Source organism: Mesorhizobium sp. AR07 (genome assembly GCF_024746815.1).
Taxonomy (GTDB): domain Bacteria; phylum Pseudomonadota; class Alphaproteobacteria; order Rhizobiales; family Rhizobiaceae; genus Mesorhizobium.
Map to the genome: position 1 here is coordinate 5,683,052 of NZ_CP080525.1, position 17,545 is coordinate 5,700,596.

A 17,545-nucleotide genomic window follows, 5' to 3' on the forward strand; every position below is an offset into this window, starting at 1 on the left:
CGGCAATGGCGGCCAATTCCTTCGCGGCTGGTGACGTCACGCTCAACTACCGCGTCGACGGGAACGGCCCGCAGCCGCTGGTCTGCATTCATGGTGTCGGCTCCTATCTGGAAGCATGGGACGGGGTCGTGGCTCGTTTGCCGGGGCAGTTCACGGTGTTGACATTCGATCTTCGTGGTCATGGCCGGTCGGCCCGCATCAAAGGCCGCTACGAGATCGACGACTTCGTCGATGACACGCTGGCGTTGGCGGATCATATCGGGTTCCGAAGTTTCCACCTAGCCGGGTTCTCGTTGGGCGGCCTGGTCGCCCAGCGCCTGGCGCTGACCCATCCCGACCGGCTTCGCCGGCTCGTGCTCCTCGCAACCGTCGCCGGGCGTCTCCCGGAGGAACGCCAGGCGGTTCTGGGTCGCCTTGCCGCCCTGACTGCCAACCAGGCGGGCGCGCATCATGCCGCGTCGCTGTCGCGCTGGCTGACCGAAGATTATCAACAGCGCAATCCGGATGTGATCGCTGAGCTGCGCCGGCGCGACGCTGAAAACGATCCGGGATGCTACGCCGCCGCCTACCGCGTTCTCGCGGAGACCGACTTCGGCGGCATTCTCGACCAGATCAGATCCCCAACACTGATCGTGACCGGTGAGGACGATCAGGGGTCCAACCCACGCATGGCGCGCCACATGCACGATCAGATCCGTGGCTCGCAACTCAAGATCCTGCCCGGATTGCGACATTCGATCCTGGTCGAGGCGCCGGCGCAGGTTGCCGGCCTGATGGCGGATTTCTTGACCGAACAGGGAGGTAGCCATGGATAAGGAGCTGCGGAAAGCCGGCGAAACAGTCCGGCGTACGGTTCTCGGCGATGATTATGTCGATCAGGCCATCGGCAATGCCGACGATTTCTCGCGGCCCTTCCAGGACGTCCTCAACGAATATTGCTGGGGCACGTGCTGGGCCGATGTGGCGCTGGATCTCAAGCAGCGCAGCCTGCTCAATCTCGGCATGCTTGCGGCGTTGGGGCGGATGCACGAGTTCGGCGTGCATTTCCGTGGAGCGATCCGCAACGGTCTGAGTGACGACGAACTCCGGGCCGCGTTAATCCAGATCGCCGTTTATTGCGGCATTCCGGCCGGCGTCGAGAGCTTTCGCGTTGCCCGCGCGGTGCGCGACGCAATGAAGGCGGATGCCCGATGATTGCAACGAGGGGCCTGTATCTATGCCGGAATGACCTCTTCGACGGTTCGGGCTGGCTTACCATCCTTCCGAGCAACCGGCGCGAAAAACCTCCTCTGCCTCGCCGGAAGACGGCGGCAGGCTGCTTGTCTCTAAATTAGCAAACAACAACAAAGGGAACGGAACATATGAAAACATCTGTCAAACTGACCACGCTGGCGGCTTCGCTGGCTTTTGCCTTGGCGACGCTTCCTGCCTACGCCGGAGCCGTGCTGGACCGCGTCGTGGCGGCCGGCACACTAAAGGTCGCGACCGACGCCAATTGGGCGCCGCAGTCTTTCCTCAATTCGAGCAACGAACTGGACGGATTCGATGTCGACGTGGCCAAGGAGATCGGCAAGCGCATCGGGGTCAAGGTGGAATTCGTCACGCCGGGCTGGGATATCATCACGGCTGGCAACTGGGTAGGCCGCTGGGACATGCATGTCGGCTCGATGACGCCGACCAAGAAGCGGGCCGAGATTTTCGATTTTCCCGCTGTTTACTACTTCACCCCGGCCGCCGTTGCCGTTCACAAGGATAGCAAGGCCGCATCCTTGAGCGATCTGGATGGCAAGGTTGTCGGCGCGACGACGACATCGACCTTCGAAGCCTATGCCAAAAAGGATCTGACGCTCGACGCGGCAGGCGCGCCGCCATTTGAGTACAAGCTTAATCCGAAAACGGTGCACTCCTACGAGAACTCCACCACCGCCTTCGACGATCTGCGGATCGGTGATGGCGCTCGGCTCGACGCCGTTGTTTCGTCCTTGCCCAGCATCCTCGATGCGGTAAAAGCCGGCTATCCGATCAAGCAGGTCGGCGATCCGGTGTTTTACGAACCACTGGCCGTCGCCATCGAACACGGCGATCCTGAATTCTCCGCCAAGATCGCCGATGCAGTGAAGACCATGAAAGGAGACGGCACGCTCAGCACGCTCTCCAAGAAGTGGTACGGGGTGGACTATTCAGTCGTAAAATAGTCTCGACTTTCGATGGCGGCCTGCTGGAGCAGGCCTCCATCCACCCGAGGGGACAGACGATGCTCTATCCGGATACCGTCGAATCCGAAATTCTCGTGCACAAGCCGTGGTTTGTCACGACGATGTTCGGCATCGTCTTCGCGATCTTCCTCGCCTTCAATCTGACGTCCACGGGCTTCGGCGAATTGATGCGCCCCGTCATCGGCGAGCCTTCCGAGAGCGGTCTCTACGGCAGATTTGCCATTGCCTTCGTCATAGCAATTCTCTTCGTCTTCAATGTCGTATTGATCGGTTTCGCCTCGCTGCGGCTCCAGATCGCCATCGTCTGGCTGGAACTTCTGCTGCTCTTCCTGGCCTTCTTCGAGACCTTCCACCTCAGCTTGCCCTTCATCTGGGAGAAGTTGCCGTTCCTGATTTCCCAAGGCGTCGTTACGACGCTCTACGTCTCGGCGATTTCCATCATCATCGCCTCCTTGATCGCCATCCTGGGGGCCGTCGCCAAGTTGTCCACCAACGGCTTTGCCTATGCCATCGCCAGCTTCTACACCTCGTTCTTTCGCGGGTTGCCGCTTCTGATGCAGGTCTATCTGATCTATCTCGGCCTGCCGCAGCTGGGCTTCGTGGTCGGCGCCGTCCCAGCCGGCATCCTGGCGCTGTCGCTGTGTTACGGCGCCTATATGACCGAGATTTTCAGATCGGGAATCCAGAGCATCGACCGTGGTCAATGGGAGGCTTCTCGCTCCATGGGCTTTGGCTTCTCGCTGACCATGCGCAGGATCATCCTGCCGCAGGCGCTTCCGGTGATCATTCCGCCGACGGGAAACCAGTTCATCTCGATGCTCAAAGACAGTTCGCTGGTCTCGGTCATCGGCGTCTGGGAATTGATGTTCCTTGCCCGCACGCTCGGGCAGAAAACCTTCCAGCACATGGAAATGCTCATTTCGGCTTCAGTCATCTACTGGATCCTGTCGATCTGCCTCGAGCTGATCCAGTCCCGCATCGAACGGCACTACGCCAGGAGCAAGGTGCGATGAGCTCGGAGCCAATCATTCAAGCCCAAGCCGTATCCAAATGGTATGGTAAATTTCATGCGTTGAAAGACATCAACCTGACTGTCCACAAGGGCGAGCGCATCGTCATCTGCGGGCCGTCCGGTTCCGGGAAGTCAACGTTGATCCGCTGTTTCAATCGTCTCGAAGCGCATCAGGCCGGCGATATCACCGTGAACGGTGTGCACCTCCACCCAAGGATGAAGAACGTCGCGGACGTGCGCAGCAATGTTGGCATGGTCTTCCAGCACTTCAACCTGTTTCCCCATATGACCGTGCTGATGAACTGCATGGCGGGCCCGATGTGGGTCAAAGGCGTTTCGGCAGTTGAAGCACGCAAGACCGCCCTTCAGTTCCTGGAACGAGTGCGTATCCCCGAACAGGCGAACAAATTCCCGGTCCAACTATCTGGCGGCCAGCAGCAGCGCGTCGCGATTGCGCGAAGCCTGTGCATGAAGCCGGCGGTGATGCTCTTCGACGAGCCGACGTCGGCACTCGATCCCGAAATGGTGTCGGAAGTGCTCGACACAATGACAGGACTTGCGCGTGACGGCATGACGATGGTTTGCGTCACCCATGAAATGGGCTTTGCGCGCGCAGTGGCCGATCGTGTGATCTTCATGGATGCAGGCCAGATCGTCGAGGAAGGCAAGCCGGACAGCTTCTTCGGCAATCCTCAACATGCCCGTACCAAGCTGTTTCTCAGCCAGATTTTGAAACACTGACCCAGCCCTGCTGAGCTGATCCAGGTTTCTTTTCTGATGCCAGGTTATTCGGACAAGTTCGTTCCGGATCTTATTGCCGGTCGAGGCTGGCTGGTCGTCGCCGCCATCACCGCCGGCAACTGGATGCCGTTCAGGGTTGTCGGTGCGATCTTCATCTTCGCGTTTCTGGAGGCGTTGGGCATCCATGCACAAGTGGTGGGGATACCGGTCCCCCACCAGATATTCCTCGTACTGCCTATGTGGCGTCGCTGGTGCTGCTTGCCGGTCTGCGCTCGCGGACGCATCAGCCGGTCGCGCTCGGCGTACCTTACAACAGGGAATAGCCGGAGAGACAAACTCCAAACGTCTGTTAGTTAGGTCGCCGAGCGGAAGGGCTTTGCAAGCGAAGCCGGGAAATGTAGCGCCAGCATCTGGCGGTTCCGTGAGATGAGCACCAACACGATGATGGTGGCCAGATAGGGCAGGGCCGACAGCAGCTCGGACGGCACTTCCAGTCCGAGCGCCTGCCCTTGCAGCTGCAGGATCGTCATGCCGCCGAACAGCCACGCGCCAAGCAGGATGCGCAGCGGCCGCCAGGTGGCGAAAACCACCAGCGCCAGCGCAATCCAGCCCTTGCCGGCGGTCATGTTCTCGACCCACAGCGGCGTGTAGGCGACCGACAGGTAGGCGCCCGCCAGTCCGGCCATCAGCCCGCCGAACAGCACGGCCATGTAGCGGATTTTGATCACCGGATAGCCGATCGCGTGTGACGTCTGCGGCGACTCGCCAATCGTGCGCAGAACCAGCCCAGCCTTGGTCCGGTAGAGAAACCAGCTGATGGCGGCGAACATCAGCAAGGCCAGGTAAACCATCGGGTCGAAGCGGAACAGCATCGGGCCGATGACCGGCATATCGGACAAATAGGGGATGTCGACGCGACGCAAGGCCTCGATCGGGGCGCTGCCGAAGCCGCGCCCAAGGAAGGCTGAAACACCTGAGCCGAAGATCGCCAGCGCCAAACCGGCGGCATACTGATTGGTCAGGAAGGTCAGCGCCAGAACCCCGAACAGCAGCGACGCAGCGGCGCCTGCCAGTGCGCCGGCCATGATCGCGACAGGCATGGAAAAGCCTGCCGTGACAGCCCAGAACGCCAGTGCGGCCCCCATCAGCATCATGCCTTCGATGCCGAGATTGAGAACCCCGGATTTCTCGACCACGAGTTCGCCAAGCGCGGCGAAGATCAATGGCGTCGCGGCAATGATGGTGCCGGTGAAGATGGCAATGAACAGGTCCATCAGGCTTTCTCCCGGACTAGGCGCACGCGATAGAAAATGAAGAAGTCGGCAGCGAGCAGGAAGAACAGCAGGATGCCCTGGAAAATCCGCGTCAGCGCCGAGGGCAGGCCCAGCGTCATCTGCACGCCTTCTCCGCCGAGAAAGAGCAGCGACATCAACAACCCGCCGAGCACGATGCCAAAGGCGTTCAGTCGCCCGATGAAGGCGACGATGATGGCCGCGAAACCATAGCCCGGCGATATTTGCGGCGAGAGCTGGCCGAGCGGTCCAGCCGCTTCGGCCATGCCGGCAATGCCGGCTGCGGCGCCGCCGGCCAGCAGGCCGATCCAGACCGCCGCCGACTCGCGAAACCCCGCATAACGCGCGGCGAGGGGGGCCGCACCGCTCACCGACATCTTGTAGCCGAGGAAGCTGCGGTCGGTGAACAGCCACATCAGGATGACGGCAGCGACGGTGATCAAGATCGAGGAATTGAGCCGGTACGCCGGATCAAAGGATTGGAGCATCGCGGCGGCCGGCAGGAGGGCGGTCTGCGGATAGTTGAATCCGGCCGGATCGCGCCACGGTCCATGCACGAGATAGGACAGGAACAGCGTGGCGATGTAGGTCATCATCAGCGTAACGAGGATTTCGTTGGTGTTCATGCGGGCGCGCAGGAATGCGGGTATTGCGGCCCATGCCATGCCGGCGCCCATGCCGGCCACGAACATCAAGGGCAACAGCAGCAGGCTCTCCGGGTTTGGCCAGAACAGCCCGACGCCGCTGGCGGCGATCGCACCCATCGTGAACTGGCCTTCGGCGCCGATGTTCCAGACATTGGCGCGGAAACCGACCGCCAGCCCGCAAGCGATGAGGATCAGCGGCGAGGCCTTGAGCAGCCATTCCGACAGTCCGTTCATCGAGCTGAGCGGCTCGACAAAGAACGCATAGAGCGTGGCCAGCGGATCATGTCCGAGGGAGGCGAAAAAAATCGAGCCGACGGCGACCGTCAAAATTGTCGCCAGAACCGGTGCGGCGACACGCATCGGTGCGGAAGGCTCCGGTCTCTGTTCAATCCTGAAGTGCAACTTCGCCACCCCCGTTCGCCAATGCGCCCTCGCTCATGCTCCGGCCGGTCATCAGAAGTCCGATTTCCTCGCGGTCAGTCGTCATGCGGATGAGCGGCGGAGACACCTTTCCCTGGCAGATGACCAGAAGCCGATCACAAATCTCGAACAACTCGTCGAGTTCCTCGGAGACGACGAACACGGCCGCCCCGGCGCGGCTGAGATCGATGATGGTCTGGCGAATGAAGGCACTGGCGCCGACATCGACACCCCAGGTCGGCTGTGACACCAGGAAAAGCTTTGGTTTGAGCGCGATCTCGCGCCCGACGATGAATTTCTGCAGATTGCCGCCCGACAGGCTTTGCGCGATCGATTGCGCTCCGTTGGCCTTGACCTTGAATTTGTCGATGATGCCCTTGGCGAAAGCCCTGGCCTTGCCGCGATCGACCAGCCCGTTGCGTACCGTGCCGAAGCGATGCGCGGTCAGCACGGCATTCTCCCACAGCGTATGCGATGGCACGGCTCCGCGCCCGAGCCGTTCTTCGGGAACAAAGGCGACGCCGAGCTTGCGTCGTTCATGGGGACGGAGGCGGGCCGCGGCGGTTCCGCAAATCCTGATCGCATCGCCGCGCTCATGCGTCCGCTCGCCGCTGAGCAAGGCGATCAGTTCGGCCTGGCCGTTTCCGGAGACGCCCGCCAGCCCGACGATTTCCCCGCCATGCACATTGAACGACACATCCTTGAGATCGACGCCGAAATGGTCCCGGGCCTTGACCGAAAGATTGGTGACCTCAAGCACCGGCTTGTCGCTCGGGGCCGGCGGGCTGACATGTATTTCAGGCAGCTTGGAACCGACCATCATGCGGGCAAGCTCCAGCGATGTTGTCTCTTTCGGGCGGGCGGTGCCGGTAACCTTGCCGTTGCGCAGCACGGTGGCGGTGTCGCAGAGTTCCTGCACCTCGTCGAGCTTGTGGCTGATATAGACGATGCTGCAGCCTTCGGCAGCGAGTTGCCGGAGCGTCTCGAACAGCTTGACCACTGCCTGTGGCGTCAACACGGATGTCGGTTCGTCGAGGATCAAGAGTTTCGGTGCTTGTAGCAGGCAGCGCACGATCTCCACGCGCTGGCGCTCGCCAACCGACAGGTCGTGCACCTGGCGATGCGGATCGATCGGCATGCCGTAGCGCACGGAGAGGTTGCGGATCTTTTCGGCAAGTGTGGGAAGGTGAAACGCGCTGCTTGTTGACAAGGCAATGTTCTCGACCACCGACACGGATTCAAACAGCGCGAAGTGTTGGTAGACCATCTCGATGCCGAGCGCGCGGGATACCGCCGGGTTGTGCGCGACGATCGCATTGCCATCGCTATAGATTTCCCCGGAGTCGGCTTGCGCCGCGCCGTAGATGATCTTCATCAGGGTGGATTTGCCGGCGCCGTTCTCACCGAGGACAGCGTGGATTTCGCCGGGTTGGATCGACAACGAAACGTCGTCATTGGCGACGACGCCGGGGTAGCGCTTGCAGATATTGCGCAGTTCTAGACGCGGGTGCATGGCGGGTCCTGCCGTGGCGTGAAGCGAGGTTGGACTGAGCGCAAGCTGGCAGGCGCCGAAGCATTCCAGCTTCGGCGCCGGCTGGCTCTTTGAGCGACGATCAGCTCAGCTTGCCGATCATCCCCTTCACGAACCAGTTCATGCCGCGAATGTCGTCGTCGGCGAGAACCGAACCGGCGGCGACCTTGACGTTGCCGTCCTGGTCCTTCAACTCTCCGCCGTAGGGGTGCACCTTGCCGCTGCCGATATCGGCCTCGAGCTGTTTGAGCTTGGCCTTGGTGTCGGTCGGAATGCCGTCATTGTAGGGCGCCATTTTCACGACGCCTGCTGCCAGTCCGTCCCAGCGCACTTCCGGCTTCCAGGTGCGTGCGGCAACGGCCTTGGCGGCACCAACATAGTCGCTGGTCCAGTCGAGGACGAATGCCGTCAACTGCTTACCCGAACCGAATTTCGCCATGTCGCTGGCATAGCCGATCGACCAGGCGCCACCTTCGCCGGCGACCTGGACACCGGTTGCCGTGTCCGTCATCGAGCAGATGACGTCGCAGCCCTGTGAAAGCAACGTCTTGGCGGCTTCCTTTTCCTTGCCCGGATCGAACCAGGAGTTGAGGAAGATGGTGTTGCAAGTGGCGTTCGGGTTGACGCTTTGCGCGCCGAGCAGCAGCGCATTGGCCGGGCCGACGATGTCGGGGATCGGGAAGCCGCCGATGAAGCCGATCTTGCCCGATTTCGACATATAGCCGCCGGCCGCGCCGGCGACGAAAGTACCCTCGTAATATTTGGCTTCGAAAGTTCCCAGATTGGCGAGATGGACAATGCCGGAACAATGTTCAAAGGCCACCTTGGGAAACCGCGGCGCCACTTTCTGCATCGGCGTTCCGTGAGAAAAACTGGTGCCGAAGATCAGCTTGTTACCGGCGCTGGCCAGTTCACGAAAAATGCGCTCAGCGTCCTGCGGCATGAAGATGTTGTCGATGACGGTAAGCTCGACCTTGTCGCCGAATTCGGCCTTGATGGCCTCGACGCCGAGGCTGTGCTGCTTGGTCCAGCCGATTTCAGCCACCGGCGAGACATAGACGGCGCCGATCTTCAGCACCTCTTGTGCTTGCGCGATCGTGCTCAAACCTCCGGCGCCAAGCGCGGCCCCGAGCGCACCGCTGTACTTCAGGAAATCCCGTCTTGTTACGTCGTTCATGATGGTAACCCTCTGTTGGTTTTTTTGGTTGATGCCTGGCTTGTGGGTGCCGGATCTGTTTTTGGAAGATGGACGTGTAGATGCGTTGTCGTGCCACCATTCCCGGGCGTGTTCGATGACTTTCTTGGTTGCACCCTTGGTTGCACCGCTGCTGATCCATCGGCCTTGCCGTCGAGATAGGGCGCGAGAGCTTCGGCGGGCGTCAGTTCCGGAAACACCTCGCGATCCATGATGTAGCCGCGCACCACGGAGCGGTGATGGGTGTCGATCATATCCATCGCCTGTTTCAGACGACCCTTCTCCAGAAGGTCGACAACCCGCGAGTGGTCGTCAAGCAGGTTGCAATAGTCGAAATCGGCTGTAATGAGCGACCGCAGCAGCGTCGTGCGGCGCACGAGCTGTCCATGGATTTCCTGCATCACCTTGTTGCGACTGAGGCGCACGAACACGGTGTGGAATTCCTGGCCAAGCACGTCGGCCAAGGCATCGTTGCCTGAGGCTACGGCCTGGCGTTGCCGCTCGACATGCTGACGCAGTTCGGCCCAGCCGGCCGGACCCAGCCGATCGCTGAGCTGGGCTGCCACGCCCTGCTCGACAAGCGTCAGCGCGTCATAGATTTCCATCGCCTCCTGCATGCTCGGCTTGGCGACGAAGGCGCCACGATTGCGCTCGATCTGGGCCAGCCCATCATCGGCGAGCCGTATCAGTGCCTGGCGGACCACGATGCGGCTGACGTCGAATATCTCGGCGAGTTCGCGTTCGCCGAGCTTGCAGCCGGGGACGAGCCGATGGTCAATGATGGCGCGCGTCAGCGTGTCCGCAATTGCCTGGGAACGGCCGCTCATGAGACGGCGCTCCGCTTGGGTTTCCACGCGCTTTTCGCAATGTCACTGCCGATCATCGACATCATTCCAGCGCCCCATATCCCAGGTTGCGGTGTGGCATATATGGGATGCAATCTTTTCAATCTGTCAATCAAAAAACATTCATTGTCTACAAAAAATACATTGATTGATATCCAATCTTGTGTTTGCAATGGTGATGCTGACCAAGCCGGGTTCGCAGTGAAGAGCCGGCCAGGGAGGACAATTGCGATGACAAGCCCTTGCAGTGACAGGGTTCTCCTGAATGACTGGCATATTGTTGCGGATTGCTCGATGCTTTCCGCCGGCGCTCCGTTCGCGACACGGCTTCTGGGCGTCGATCTCTCGATCACCTGCATGGGGCGCTACAACAAAGAGATCGTCCGCTCGGACACCGGCGAGCAGGTCAATTCGGCCGAGCGTTACGGCTTTGTCTGGGCCTGCCTCGGCAAGCCCTGGCAGGACATCATCTATATTCCGGAGTCGAACGAGGCGGACCGGCATCTGGTCACCGGCGGTTCGGTCGCGGTCAAGGTGTCGGGCCTGCGTGCCGTCGAGAATTTTCTCGACATGGGGCATTTTCCCTTCGTGCATACCGGCCTGCTGGGAGATGAGCCACACACCGAAGTGGTGCCTTACAAGGTGGAGATCACGGACAAGGACGAGGTACTGGCGACCGAATGCAAATTCTATCAGCCGCTTGCCTCGCCGATCGCCAAGGAAGGATTTGTCGTTGATTACATCTTCAAGGTGATCAGGCCCTACACTGTGGCTCTGTACAAAAGTAATCCGGTCCAAAAGGACCGGCTCGACGTCATCACGTTGTTCGTGCAGCCGGTTGACGAGGAGAACTGCGTCGCCCATCCCTTTCTTTGCTATCTCAGGGACGGCATCGACGCGGCAACGATTCGCAGCTTCATGCAGCTGATCTTCGCCCAGGACAAGCCGATCCTGGAAAACCAGGTGCCGCGAAGACTGCCACTCGACCCGCGCGCCGAAACGCCGATCCGGGCCGACGCCGTCTCTGTCTCCTACCGGCGCTGGTTGCGTGAGCGGGCAATAACATACGGTGCCATCCCGGCCCAGGCCTGACAGGATCGACGCTGGCTTTGGCTCCTTCGAAGGACATGAAAATGATACAGACGAGATGTTCAGACCCGGTCATTCTCAATCTCTGGCATCCGATCGGCGCCATTGCCGAGACGGCGCCTAACAGGATTGTGGAGACGACCCTGCTCGGTGAGCAGATCAGTTTCGCGGTCGGCGCAACCGGCGCTGTTAGTGCCTGGAAATCTCGGCCCGACCTGCGGCCGGGGGAACAGATCGATCCTGCGTCAATCCGTGAAACGCTGCCCGCCAAGAGCGCCTATGGCTATGTCTGGACCTCGCTCGGCTCGCCGCCAGCCGAGCTGTTTCCGATCCCGGAATATGAAGAGCCGGACCGCCGCAAGCTCAATGCGGCAACGTTTGGCGTCAACGTCTCGGCGCCGCGCGCCATCGAGAATTTTCTCGATATGGGCCACTTTCCCTACGTGCACACCGACATCCTCGGCGTCGAACCGCATACCGAAGTCAAGGAGTACGACGTCGAGATATCCGTCGACCGCGACGAGATCCTGGCCACGCGTTGCCGCTTCTTCCAGCCGATGGCTTCGACCACTTCGGATGGCGGCGCGGACGTGGACTATGTGTACCGCGTGCCGCATCCCTATTGCTCGGTGCTCTACAAATCGAGCCCGGTCGACGAGGCCAGGCGCGATGTCATCGCCATCTTCCTGCAGCCGATCGACCAGGAGCACGTGCGCGCCCACATGCTACTTTGCGTGCTCGACGAAGACAATGAAGACAAGGTGATCAAGCGCTTTCAGCAGACGATCTTCGGTCAGGACAAGCCGATCCTGGAGAACCAGGTGCCAAAGCGCCTGCCGCTGGATCCGCGCGCCGAAACACCAATCCGGGCCGACAAGTCGGCCATCGCCTACCGGCGCTGGCTTAGCCAGAAGGGCGTGACCTACGGCGTCATTCCGGTTGCGGCCTGACGAGATTTTTGGAGACGACGAATGTTGGAAGAAGCCAGAAACCGGTGGCATCCGATCGCCGCTGCCTATGATTTGCCGTACCGCCACGTTTTCCATGGCCAGTTGCTTGGCCGGGAATTTGCAGTCTGGCGGGCTGATGACGGTTACGTCAACATCTGGGAGAACCGCTGCCTGCATCGCGGCGTCAGGCTGTCGATCGGCATCAATGACGGCCGCGAGTTGAAGTGCCAATACCATGGCTGGCGCTATTCGAACCGCACCGCCGGCTGCACCTATATCCCCGCGCATCCGGCTGACGCGCCGGCCCGCACCATCACCAACCGCACTTTTCCGGCAGTGGAGCGCTACGGCCTCGTCTGGTCGTCCGAAGAGCCGCAGGGTGAAGTTCCCGATGTCGCCGGGCTGCCGGAAGGCAGATTGCTCACCTTGCGCGGGATCCCGGTCAATGCGCCTGCCGACAAGGTCGTGGAGAAGCTGAAGGCCTATCGTTTCCAGCCCAGCGGGGCCGTCGGGGGCGACGGTGCCGAGACCCTCGTCGAAGCCGTGCAGGATTTTGCCGTGGCGCTCCGCTCGCGTGCCGGCGGCGAGGAGACGCATAGCGTCTTCTTCGTCCAGCCTGTCGATTCCAACCGATCAGTCATTCGCGGCGTGCTCGATCGGGATTTCGAGGGAGCCGCGCGTATCGCCGTCCTGCGCCATCACAATGAACGGCTTGGCAAGCTGCGCGATGCGGTGGAGCGTGAGGCGGCAAACTCGGCCGCCCTCGCGCCGATCGAGCCTGTCTACGAAAAGGTGTCCGCCGAACTCGCCGAAATGCCGGAACTGACGACGCATGGCCGCAAGGCGGCGCTGCGCGTCACGGTGGCGAGGAAGTGGCAGGCCGCCGACGGCATAGCCGGGTTCGAGCTTCGCCCGATCAAGGGCCTTCTGCCCACCTTCCAGCCGGGCGCCCATATCGATGTCCACATGCCCAATGGCGAGGTCCGGCAATATTCGATCACGAACGGCCCTGGCGAAACCGACAGTTTTACCATTGGCGTCAAGCTGGAAAGGGATTCGAAGGGCGGCTCGAAATGCATGCACGAGACCGTGCGTGAGGGCGACGTGCTGGCGATTTCCGAGCCGCGCAATAACTTCCCCCTGCGCCGCGATGCGATCAAGACCCTGTTCGTCGCCGGCGGCATCGGCATCACGCCGCTGCTGGCCATGGCACAGGCGCTGAAGAACCAGGATCTGACGCACGAACTGCACTATTTCGCGCAAGGAGAAGAACATCTCGCCTTCCCCGATCGGCTGCGGCATCTCGGCGGTTCTCTGGTGCCGCATCTTGGCCTCACGCCCGAACAGACGGGTGCGAAATTGCGCGAACTGCTTTCCCCATACCGGAACGGCATGCATGTCTACATTTGTGGCCCCGGCCCGATGCTGGAAGCCGCCCGCAGGACCGCGGCGGAGCAGGGCTGGCCGGACGCTGCCGTGCATTTCGAATATTTCAAGAACACCAACAAGATCGACGACAGTTCCAGCTTCGAAGTGGCCCTGGCGCGCTCCTGCGTCACGCTCAGGGTGCCCGCCGGCAAGACGATCATGCAGGTGATGCGCGAGAATGGCATCAATGTGCCATCGTCTTGCGAGCAAGGCGCTTGCGGCACCTGTGTGGCGACCGTGATCGAAGGCGAGCCGGACCACCAGGACGTCTATCTGAACGATGCCGAGAAACAGGCCGGGACCAAGATCATGACCTGCGTCTCGCGGGCCAAATCGGCACGCCTTGTGCTGGACATCTAGGAGCAGCCGATGATCACGCTTTACGACTACGAACTGTCGGGCAATTGCTACAAATTGCGTCTGCTGATGAGCTTTCTCGGCATCGACTACAAGACCGTGCCTGTCGACTTCTACCCGGGCCGCGAACACAAATCCGAATGGTTCCTGAAGCTCAATCCGCTCGGGCAATTGCCGGTGCTCGACGACGACGGGCTGGTGCTGCGCGACGCGCAGGCGATCCTTGTCTATCTCGCAGCCAGATACGATCCGTCGAAGAGCTGGTATCCTTTGAACAATCCGGCGCTGCTTGGCGAGATTAGCCAGTGGCTGGCCTTCGCCGACGGCATCACCGGAACCGCGTCTGCCGCGCGCCTTCATGACGGCCTGTTCTACGATTTCGACATCGATGCCGCCCGCGCCGGCGCCCACCGGCTGTTTCGTATTCTCGACGAACATTTGTGGTTCGGGGAACAGCAAGGCCGCAACTGGATCTGTTCGGCCGGTCACCCCACCATCGCCGACATCGCCTGCTTTCCTTACATAATTCTGTCGGAGGAGGGGGGTATTCCGCGTCAGGATTATCCGGCAATCCGGCGCTGGTGCGATCGGGTCAAGCGCATCAAGGGATTTACCGTCATGTCGGGCGTGTTCCCAGCCGGCCCTGCCAAGGTCGCCGCGTAGTCTGATCAGAAAAAGCCGGAGCCATGGCTTCGGCAAAACGAGTTTTGGGAGAGAAGAAAGAATGAAAACCCGCGCCGCAGTCGCTGTCGCCGCCGGAAAGCCGCTGGAGATCATGGAGGTCGACCTCGACGGTCCACGCGATGGCGAGGTGCTGGTCGAGATCAAGGCGACCGGCATCTGCCACACCGATGAATTCACTTTGTCGGGTGCTGATCCCGAAGGCCTGTTTCCGGCCATCCTCGGCCATGAGGGCGCCGGTGTCGTCGTCGATGTCGGCAAGGGCGTCACCTCGGTCAAGAAGGGCGACCACGTCATCCCGCTCTATACGCCCGAATGCCGCCAGTGCCCGTCCTGCCTGTCGAGGAAGACCAATCTGTGCACGGCGATCCGCGCCACGCAGGGCCAGGGCCTGATGCCCGACGGCTCGTCGCGCTTCTCCATCGGCAAGGACAAGATCTTTCACTATATGGGCTGCTCGACCTTCTCCAACTTCACCGTGCTGCCCGAGATCGCGCTGGCCAAGGTCAATCCCGATGCCCCCTTCGACAAGATCTGCTACATCGGCTGTGGCGTCACCACCGGCATCGGTGCGGTGATCAACACCGCCAAGGTCGAGATCGGCGCCACCGCCGTGGTCTTCGGCCTCGGCGGCATCGGCCTCAATGTCATCCAGGGCCTGCGGCTTGCCGGCGCCGACATGATCATCGGCGTCGACCTCAACAACGACAAGAAGGCCTGGGGCGAAAAGTTCGGCATGACGCATTTCGTCAACCCGAAGGAGATCGACGGCGATGTCGTGCCGCATCTGGTCAACATGACCAAGCGCGGCGCCGACCAGATCGGCGGCGCCGACTACACCTTCGACTGCACCGGCAACACCAAGGTGATGCGGCAGGCGCTGGAAGCCTCGCACCGCGGCTGGGGCAAGTCCGTCGTCATCGGCGTTGCCGGCGCCGGCCAGGAGATCTCGACGCGGCCGTTCCAGCTGGTCACCGGGCGCACCTGGATGGGCACCGCCTTTGGCGGGGCGCGCGGCCGCACCGACGTGCCCAAGATCGTCGACTGGTATATGGACGGCAAGATCGAGATCGACCCGATGATCACCCACACGCTGAAGCTCGAGGACATCAACAAGGGTTTTGACCTGATGCATGCCGGCGAAAGCATTCGCAGCGTCGTGGTCTACTGATCGGTTTGAGCCATACGCCGCGCTGAAGGCCTGTGTTCCCAAAATACTCTGCCTCCCCAGCATTGGCGTAAGACCGGCGGCACGACAAGGCATTCCGGAATGCCCGTGCCGCCGGTCGATCCACAACGCTTGCGGCGGTCACAGCAGCGGCGGCTTCGAAGGCTCACCTTGGTCGAGTCCGTGAAGTCGCCGCAAATGTGCTACCTATTGTGACACCTATTGTGATACAAATCGGCCTTAAAAGACAAAAAAATATAATAGAAACAACAGGATAAGATCGCCAACGATCCCAGCCAACGGTACCATCGGTTTTCCTAAGAAAATCAACAAGTTGTCAGGCAGGGCAGGGGCGTTATTTCACCTTTCCATGTCGCGGCATGTTGCAAACCGCTCCCGTTGATTTCCAAGGGTTTCCTGCGACTATCGGCAGGTCCACGCGACATGGATGCAACATAGGAGACGCGCGTAATGCGGCTGATCAGCGGGTTGGTGCGTCTGGCTTGGGAATGGACACGGCTGCAACTGGCGAAGGCCAGGAAGCGGTAAAGCCCGCTGGTGGCGGGCGTGGCACCATTCAAGATGTCGTGGCGCACGCATTTTGATTTTCTGCCAAAGTGGCCTTATCGCGCGAATCAAACCGCGCAGGTTTTCAAAGGCGATCAAAAGCCTTTGCTAGGCTACCGGGCCTATCAATCGATCCGGGCTGGACCTTCTGGTTGTTACGCAAAGCCTATTCGCCGCACGTAACCGGCGCTCTCACACTCTCCTGAAGTTCGAACTTCGTTTTGAAATGGAATGAGCTGAGCGCTCGGCTCCTGAAAAGGAGCAACCCCAATGGACGTCACGTATGTCTACGGGAAGGGCTTCAGAATACATATTAGCGCTCGCTTCATCGCGTCGCTGGTCGTTCTGCTGACCTATTTTGCCTGAATGATGGAGGCGGCTTTTGTCGCCTCCGTTTTCGCCACCCCGAGGCAGCGGGCGGGTCGGCCAATTGGCGGATGCTCTCAGCATGCGGCGAGTTGTTCCAGCGCTACGGCCTGCCCGCTCCGTTGAACCGAGCGGTGAACTGGCGCTAAAGTGGGCGACGCGTGCACCTCTCCTTGACCCCAATGTCGCCGACGAGGCACCGACTTCGTCTGTGCTGACTGGCTACGACGAGGAACGCCTCCTCACGTACATTCGCCTCCTGGATGCAGCGGCTGAGGATGCCGACTGGAGTGAAGTCGCCCGCATCGTCTTGCATCTCGATCCTGAGAAGGAACCTGAACGGGCTTACAGAGCTTGGGCGACGCATCTCGCCCGCGCCCGCTGAATGACGACAAGCGGCTATCGTCACCTGCTTGCCGGCGGCGCGCCGCACTAAGCCTCAATCTTCGCTGCCCCCGCTCGGAAAGGCCTAATGCATGTCGCCCAAAAGTGGCCCCGGTTTTGGGGCAACGACATGCATAAAAACAAAGACTTAAAGCGCGTCGCCTGAATCCGTTTCAAGGCGACGCGCTTTAACTTGCGTAACGCGGATGGTCGCAGCCCGGAATCGCCCCGATCAAAGATTGAAGACGTGCGAAGCGGTCAGCCCGGCGAGCAGCACGCCCGCAAGGAGAGCGATGATCGAGGCGAGGAACCAGCGCAGCGTGACTCGATAGACCGGCTCGTCGTCGTCCCGCGGGAGCAGCGACCGCCACAGTGTGACGAGCTGAAGGACGATGGCCAGTGCGAGGAGCAGCGTCGCCAAGATCGAGGCAACCGTCCATCCGCCTTCAGCTTCGAAGTTCCAGTACCGCAGGAAAAGAAGCGAAAATCCGAGCAGCACGGTGATCGCGGAGATGACACCCTGTCGGTAGCCGCCGGGCAAGGGAACTCTGCCCGCCTTGATTGCCTGGAAACCTGGCTCCATGGCCTCTTGGCAGTCGATCTGGCGATCGGAATGGTCATCCTGGCGCTTGGGCGTGTCGATCATGAGGCAACAT

16 protein-coding genes are annotated in these 17,545 nt (G+C 60.9%); 10 read left to right on the forward strand and 6 right to left on the reverse strand.

Features of this window, described 5'->3' with window-relative positions; all coding sequences use genetic code 11:
* The first annotated feature begins 5 nt into the window (after positions 1 to 5).
* The 5 genes from BPNPMPFG_RS28270 (at position 6) to BPNPMPFG_RS28290 (ending at position 3,969) form a co-directional block, all read left to right on the forward strand.
* On the forward strand, positions 6 to 815 hold the full coding sequence (locus tag BPNPMPFG_RS28270) for an alpha/beta fold hydrolase (protein WP_258591865.1): 810 nt from the start codon (positions 6 to 8) through the stop codon (positions 813 to 815).
* Entirely contained in the window at positions 808 to 1,194 is a 387-nt protein-coding gene (locus BPNPMPFG_RS28275; RefSeq protein ID WP_258591866.1) for a carboxymuconolactone decarboxylase family protein, read from the forward strand. Before BPNPMPFG_RS28270 ends, BPNPMPFG_RS28275 begins: the two co-directional genes overlap by 8 nt.
* A gap of 167 nt (positions 1,195 to 1,361) precedes the next feature.
* On the forward strand, positions 1,362 to 2,195 hold the full coding sequence (locus BPNPMPFG_RS28280) for a transporter substrate-binding domain-containing protein (protein ID WP_258591867.1): 834 nt from the start codon (positions 1,362 to 1,364) through the stop codon (positions 2,193 to 2,195).
* Positions 2,196 to 2,254: 59 nt separating this feature from the next.
* On the forward strand, positions 2,255 to 3,229 hold the full coding sequence (locus tag BPNPMPFG_RS28285; RefSeq protein ID WP_258591868.1) for an amino acid ABC transporter permease: 975 nt from the start codon (positions 2,255 to 2,257) through the stop codon (positions 3,227 to 3,229).
* On the forward strand, positions 3,226 to 3,969 hold the full coding sequence (locus BPNPMPFG_RS28290) for an amino acid ABC transporter ATP-binding protein (protein WP_319945962.1): 744 nt from the start codon (positions 3,226 to 3,228) through the stop codon (positions 3,967 to 3,969). The genes BPNPMPFG_RS28285 and BPNPMPFG_RS28290 overlap by 4 nt, the downstream gene beginning before the upstream one ends.
* Before the next feature lie 353 nt (positions 3,970 to 4,322).
* Here BPNPMPFG_RS28290 and BPNPMPFG_RS28295 read toward each other — a convergent pair whose 3' ends face one another.
* From BPNPMPFG_RS28295 to BPNPMPFG_RS28315, 5 genes are all read right to left on the reverse strand, one after another.
* Entirely contained in the window at positions 4,323 to 5,243 is a 921-nt protein-coding gene (locus BPNPMPFG_RS28295) for an ABC transporter permease (protein WP_258591869.1), read from the reverse strand.
* On the reverse strand, positions 5,243 to 6,310 hold the full coding sequence (locus BPNPMPFG_RS28300) for an ABC transporter permease (RefSeq protein WP_258596956.1): 1,068 nt from the start codon (positions 6,308 to 6,310) through the stop codon (positions 5,243 to 5,245). Before BPNPMPFG_RS28300 ends, BPNPMPFG_RS28295 begins: the two co-directional genes overlap by 1 nt.
* A complete protein-coding gene (locus BPNPMPFG_RS28305; protein ID WP_258591870.1) occupies positions 6,294 to 7,841 on the reverse strand; it encodes an ABC transporter ATP-binding protein in 1,548 nt (515 codons plus the stop codon). The genes BPNPMPFG_RS28300 and BPNPMPFG_RS28305 overlap by 17 nt, the downstream gene beginning before the upstream one ends.
* Before the next feature lie 100 nt (positions 7,842 to 7,941).
* Positions 7,942 to 9,036 carry a BMP family ABC transporter substrate-binding protein gene (locus tag BPNPMPFG_RS28310; RefSeq protein WP_258591871.1) on the reverse strand — a complete coding sequence of 365 codons (1,095 nt, stop codon included), beginning with the start codon at positions 9,034 to 9,036 and terminating at the stop codon, positions 7,942 to 7,944.
* A complete protein-coding gene (locus BPNPMPFG_RS28315) occupies positions 9,033 to 9,881 on the reverse strand; it encodes a GntR family transcriptional regulator (protein WP_258591872.1) in 849 nt (282 codons plus the stop codon). The genes BPNPMPFG_RS28310 and BPNPMPFG_RS28315 overlap by 4 nt, the downstream gene beginning before the upstream one ends.
* Before the next feature lie 249 nt (positions 9,882 to 10,130).
* Here BPNPMPFG_RS28315 and BPNPMPFG_RS28320 point away from each other — a divergent pair, with 249 nt between their 5' ends.
* The 5 genes from BPNPMPFG_RS28320 to BPNPMPFG_RS28340 all read left to right on the forward strand — a co-directional run bounded on the left by BPNPMPFG_RS28320 (position 10,131) and on the right by BPNPMPFG_RS28340 (position 15,575).
* Positions 10,131 to 10,991, forward strand: coding sequence for an aromatic ring-hydroxylating oxygenase subunit alpha (locus tag BPNPMPFG_RS28320; RefSeq protein WP_258596958.1), 861 nt, complete (start codon positions 10,131 to 10,133; stop codon positions 10,989 to 10,991).
* Positions 10,992 to 11,032: 41 nt separating this feature from the next.
* Positions 11,033 to 11,938: an aromatic ring-hydroxylating oxygenase subunit alpha gene (locus BPNPMPFG_RS28325; RefSeq protein ID WP_258591873.1), complete on the forward strand. Its 906-nt coding sequence runs from the start codon at positions 11,033 to 11,035 to the stop codon at positions 11,936 to 11,938.
* A gap of 21 nt (positions 11,939 to 11,959) precedes the next feature.
* Positions 11,960 to 13,726 carry a Rieske 2Fe-2S domain-containing protein gene (locus BPNPMPFG_RS28330; RefSeq protein ID WP_258591874.1) on the forward strand — a complete coding sequence of 589 codons (1,767 nt, stop codon included), beginning with the start codon at positions 11,960 to 11,962 and terminating at the stop codon, positions 13,724 to 13,726.
* A gap of 9 nt (positions 13,727 to 13,735) precedes the next feature.
* Positions 13,736 to 14,386 (forward strand): glutathione S-transferase family protein, encoded by a 651-nt coding sequence (locus BPNPMPFG_RS28335; protein WP_258591875.1) that lies wholly within the window; start codon positions 13,736 to 13,738, stop codon positions 14,384 to 14,386.
* Positions 14,387 to 14,447: 61 nt separating this feature from the next.
* Complete coding sequence (locus BPNPMPFG_RS28340; protein WP_258591876.1) at positions 14,448 to 15,575, forward strand: S-(hydroxymethyl)glutathione dehydrogenase/class III alcohol dehydrogenase; 1,128 nt, start codon at positions 14,448 to 14,450, stop codon at positions 15,573 to 15,575.
* A gap of 1,546 nt (positions 15,576 to 17,121) precedes the next feature.
* Here the strand turns inward: BPNPMPFG_RS28340 and BPNPMPFG_RS28350 are convergent.
* Positions 17,122 to 17,535 carry a hypothetical protein gene (locus tag BPNPMPFG_RS28350; RefSeq protein WP_258591877.1) on the reverse strand — a complete coding sequence of 138 codons (414 nt, stop codon included), beginning with the start codon at positions 17,533 to 17,535 and terminating at the stop codon, positions 17,122 to 17,124.
* Positions 17,536 to 17,545 lie beyond the last annotated feature (10 nt).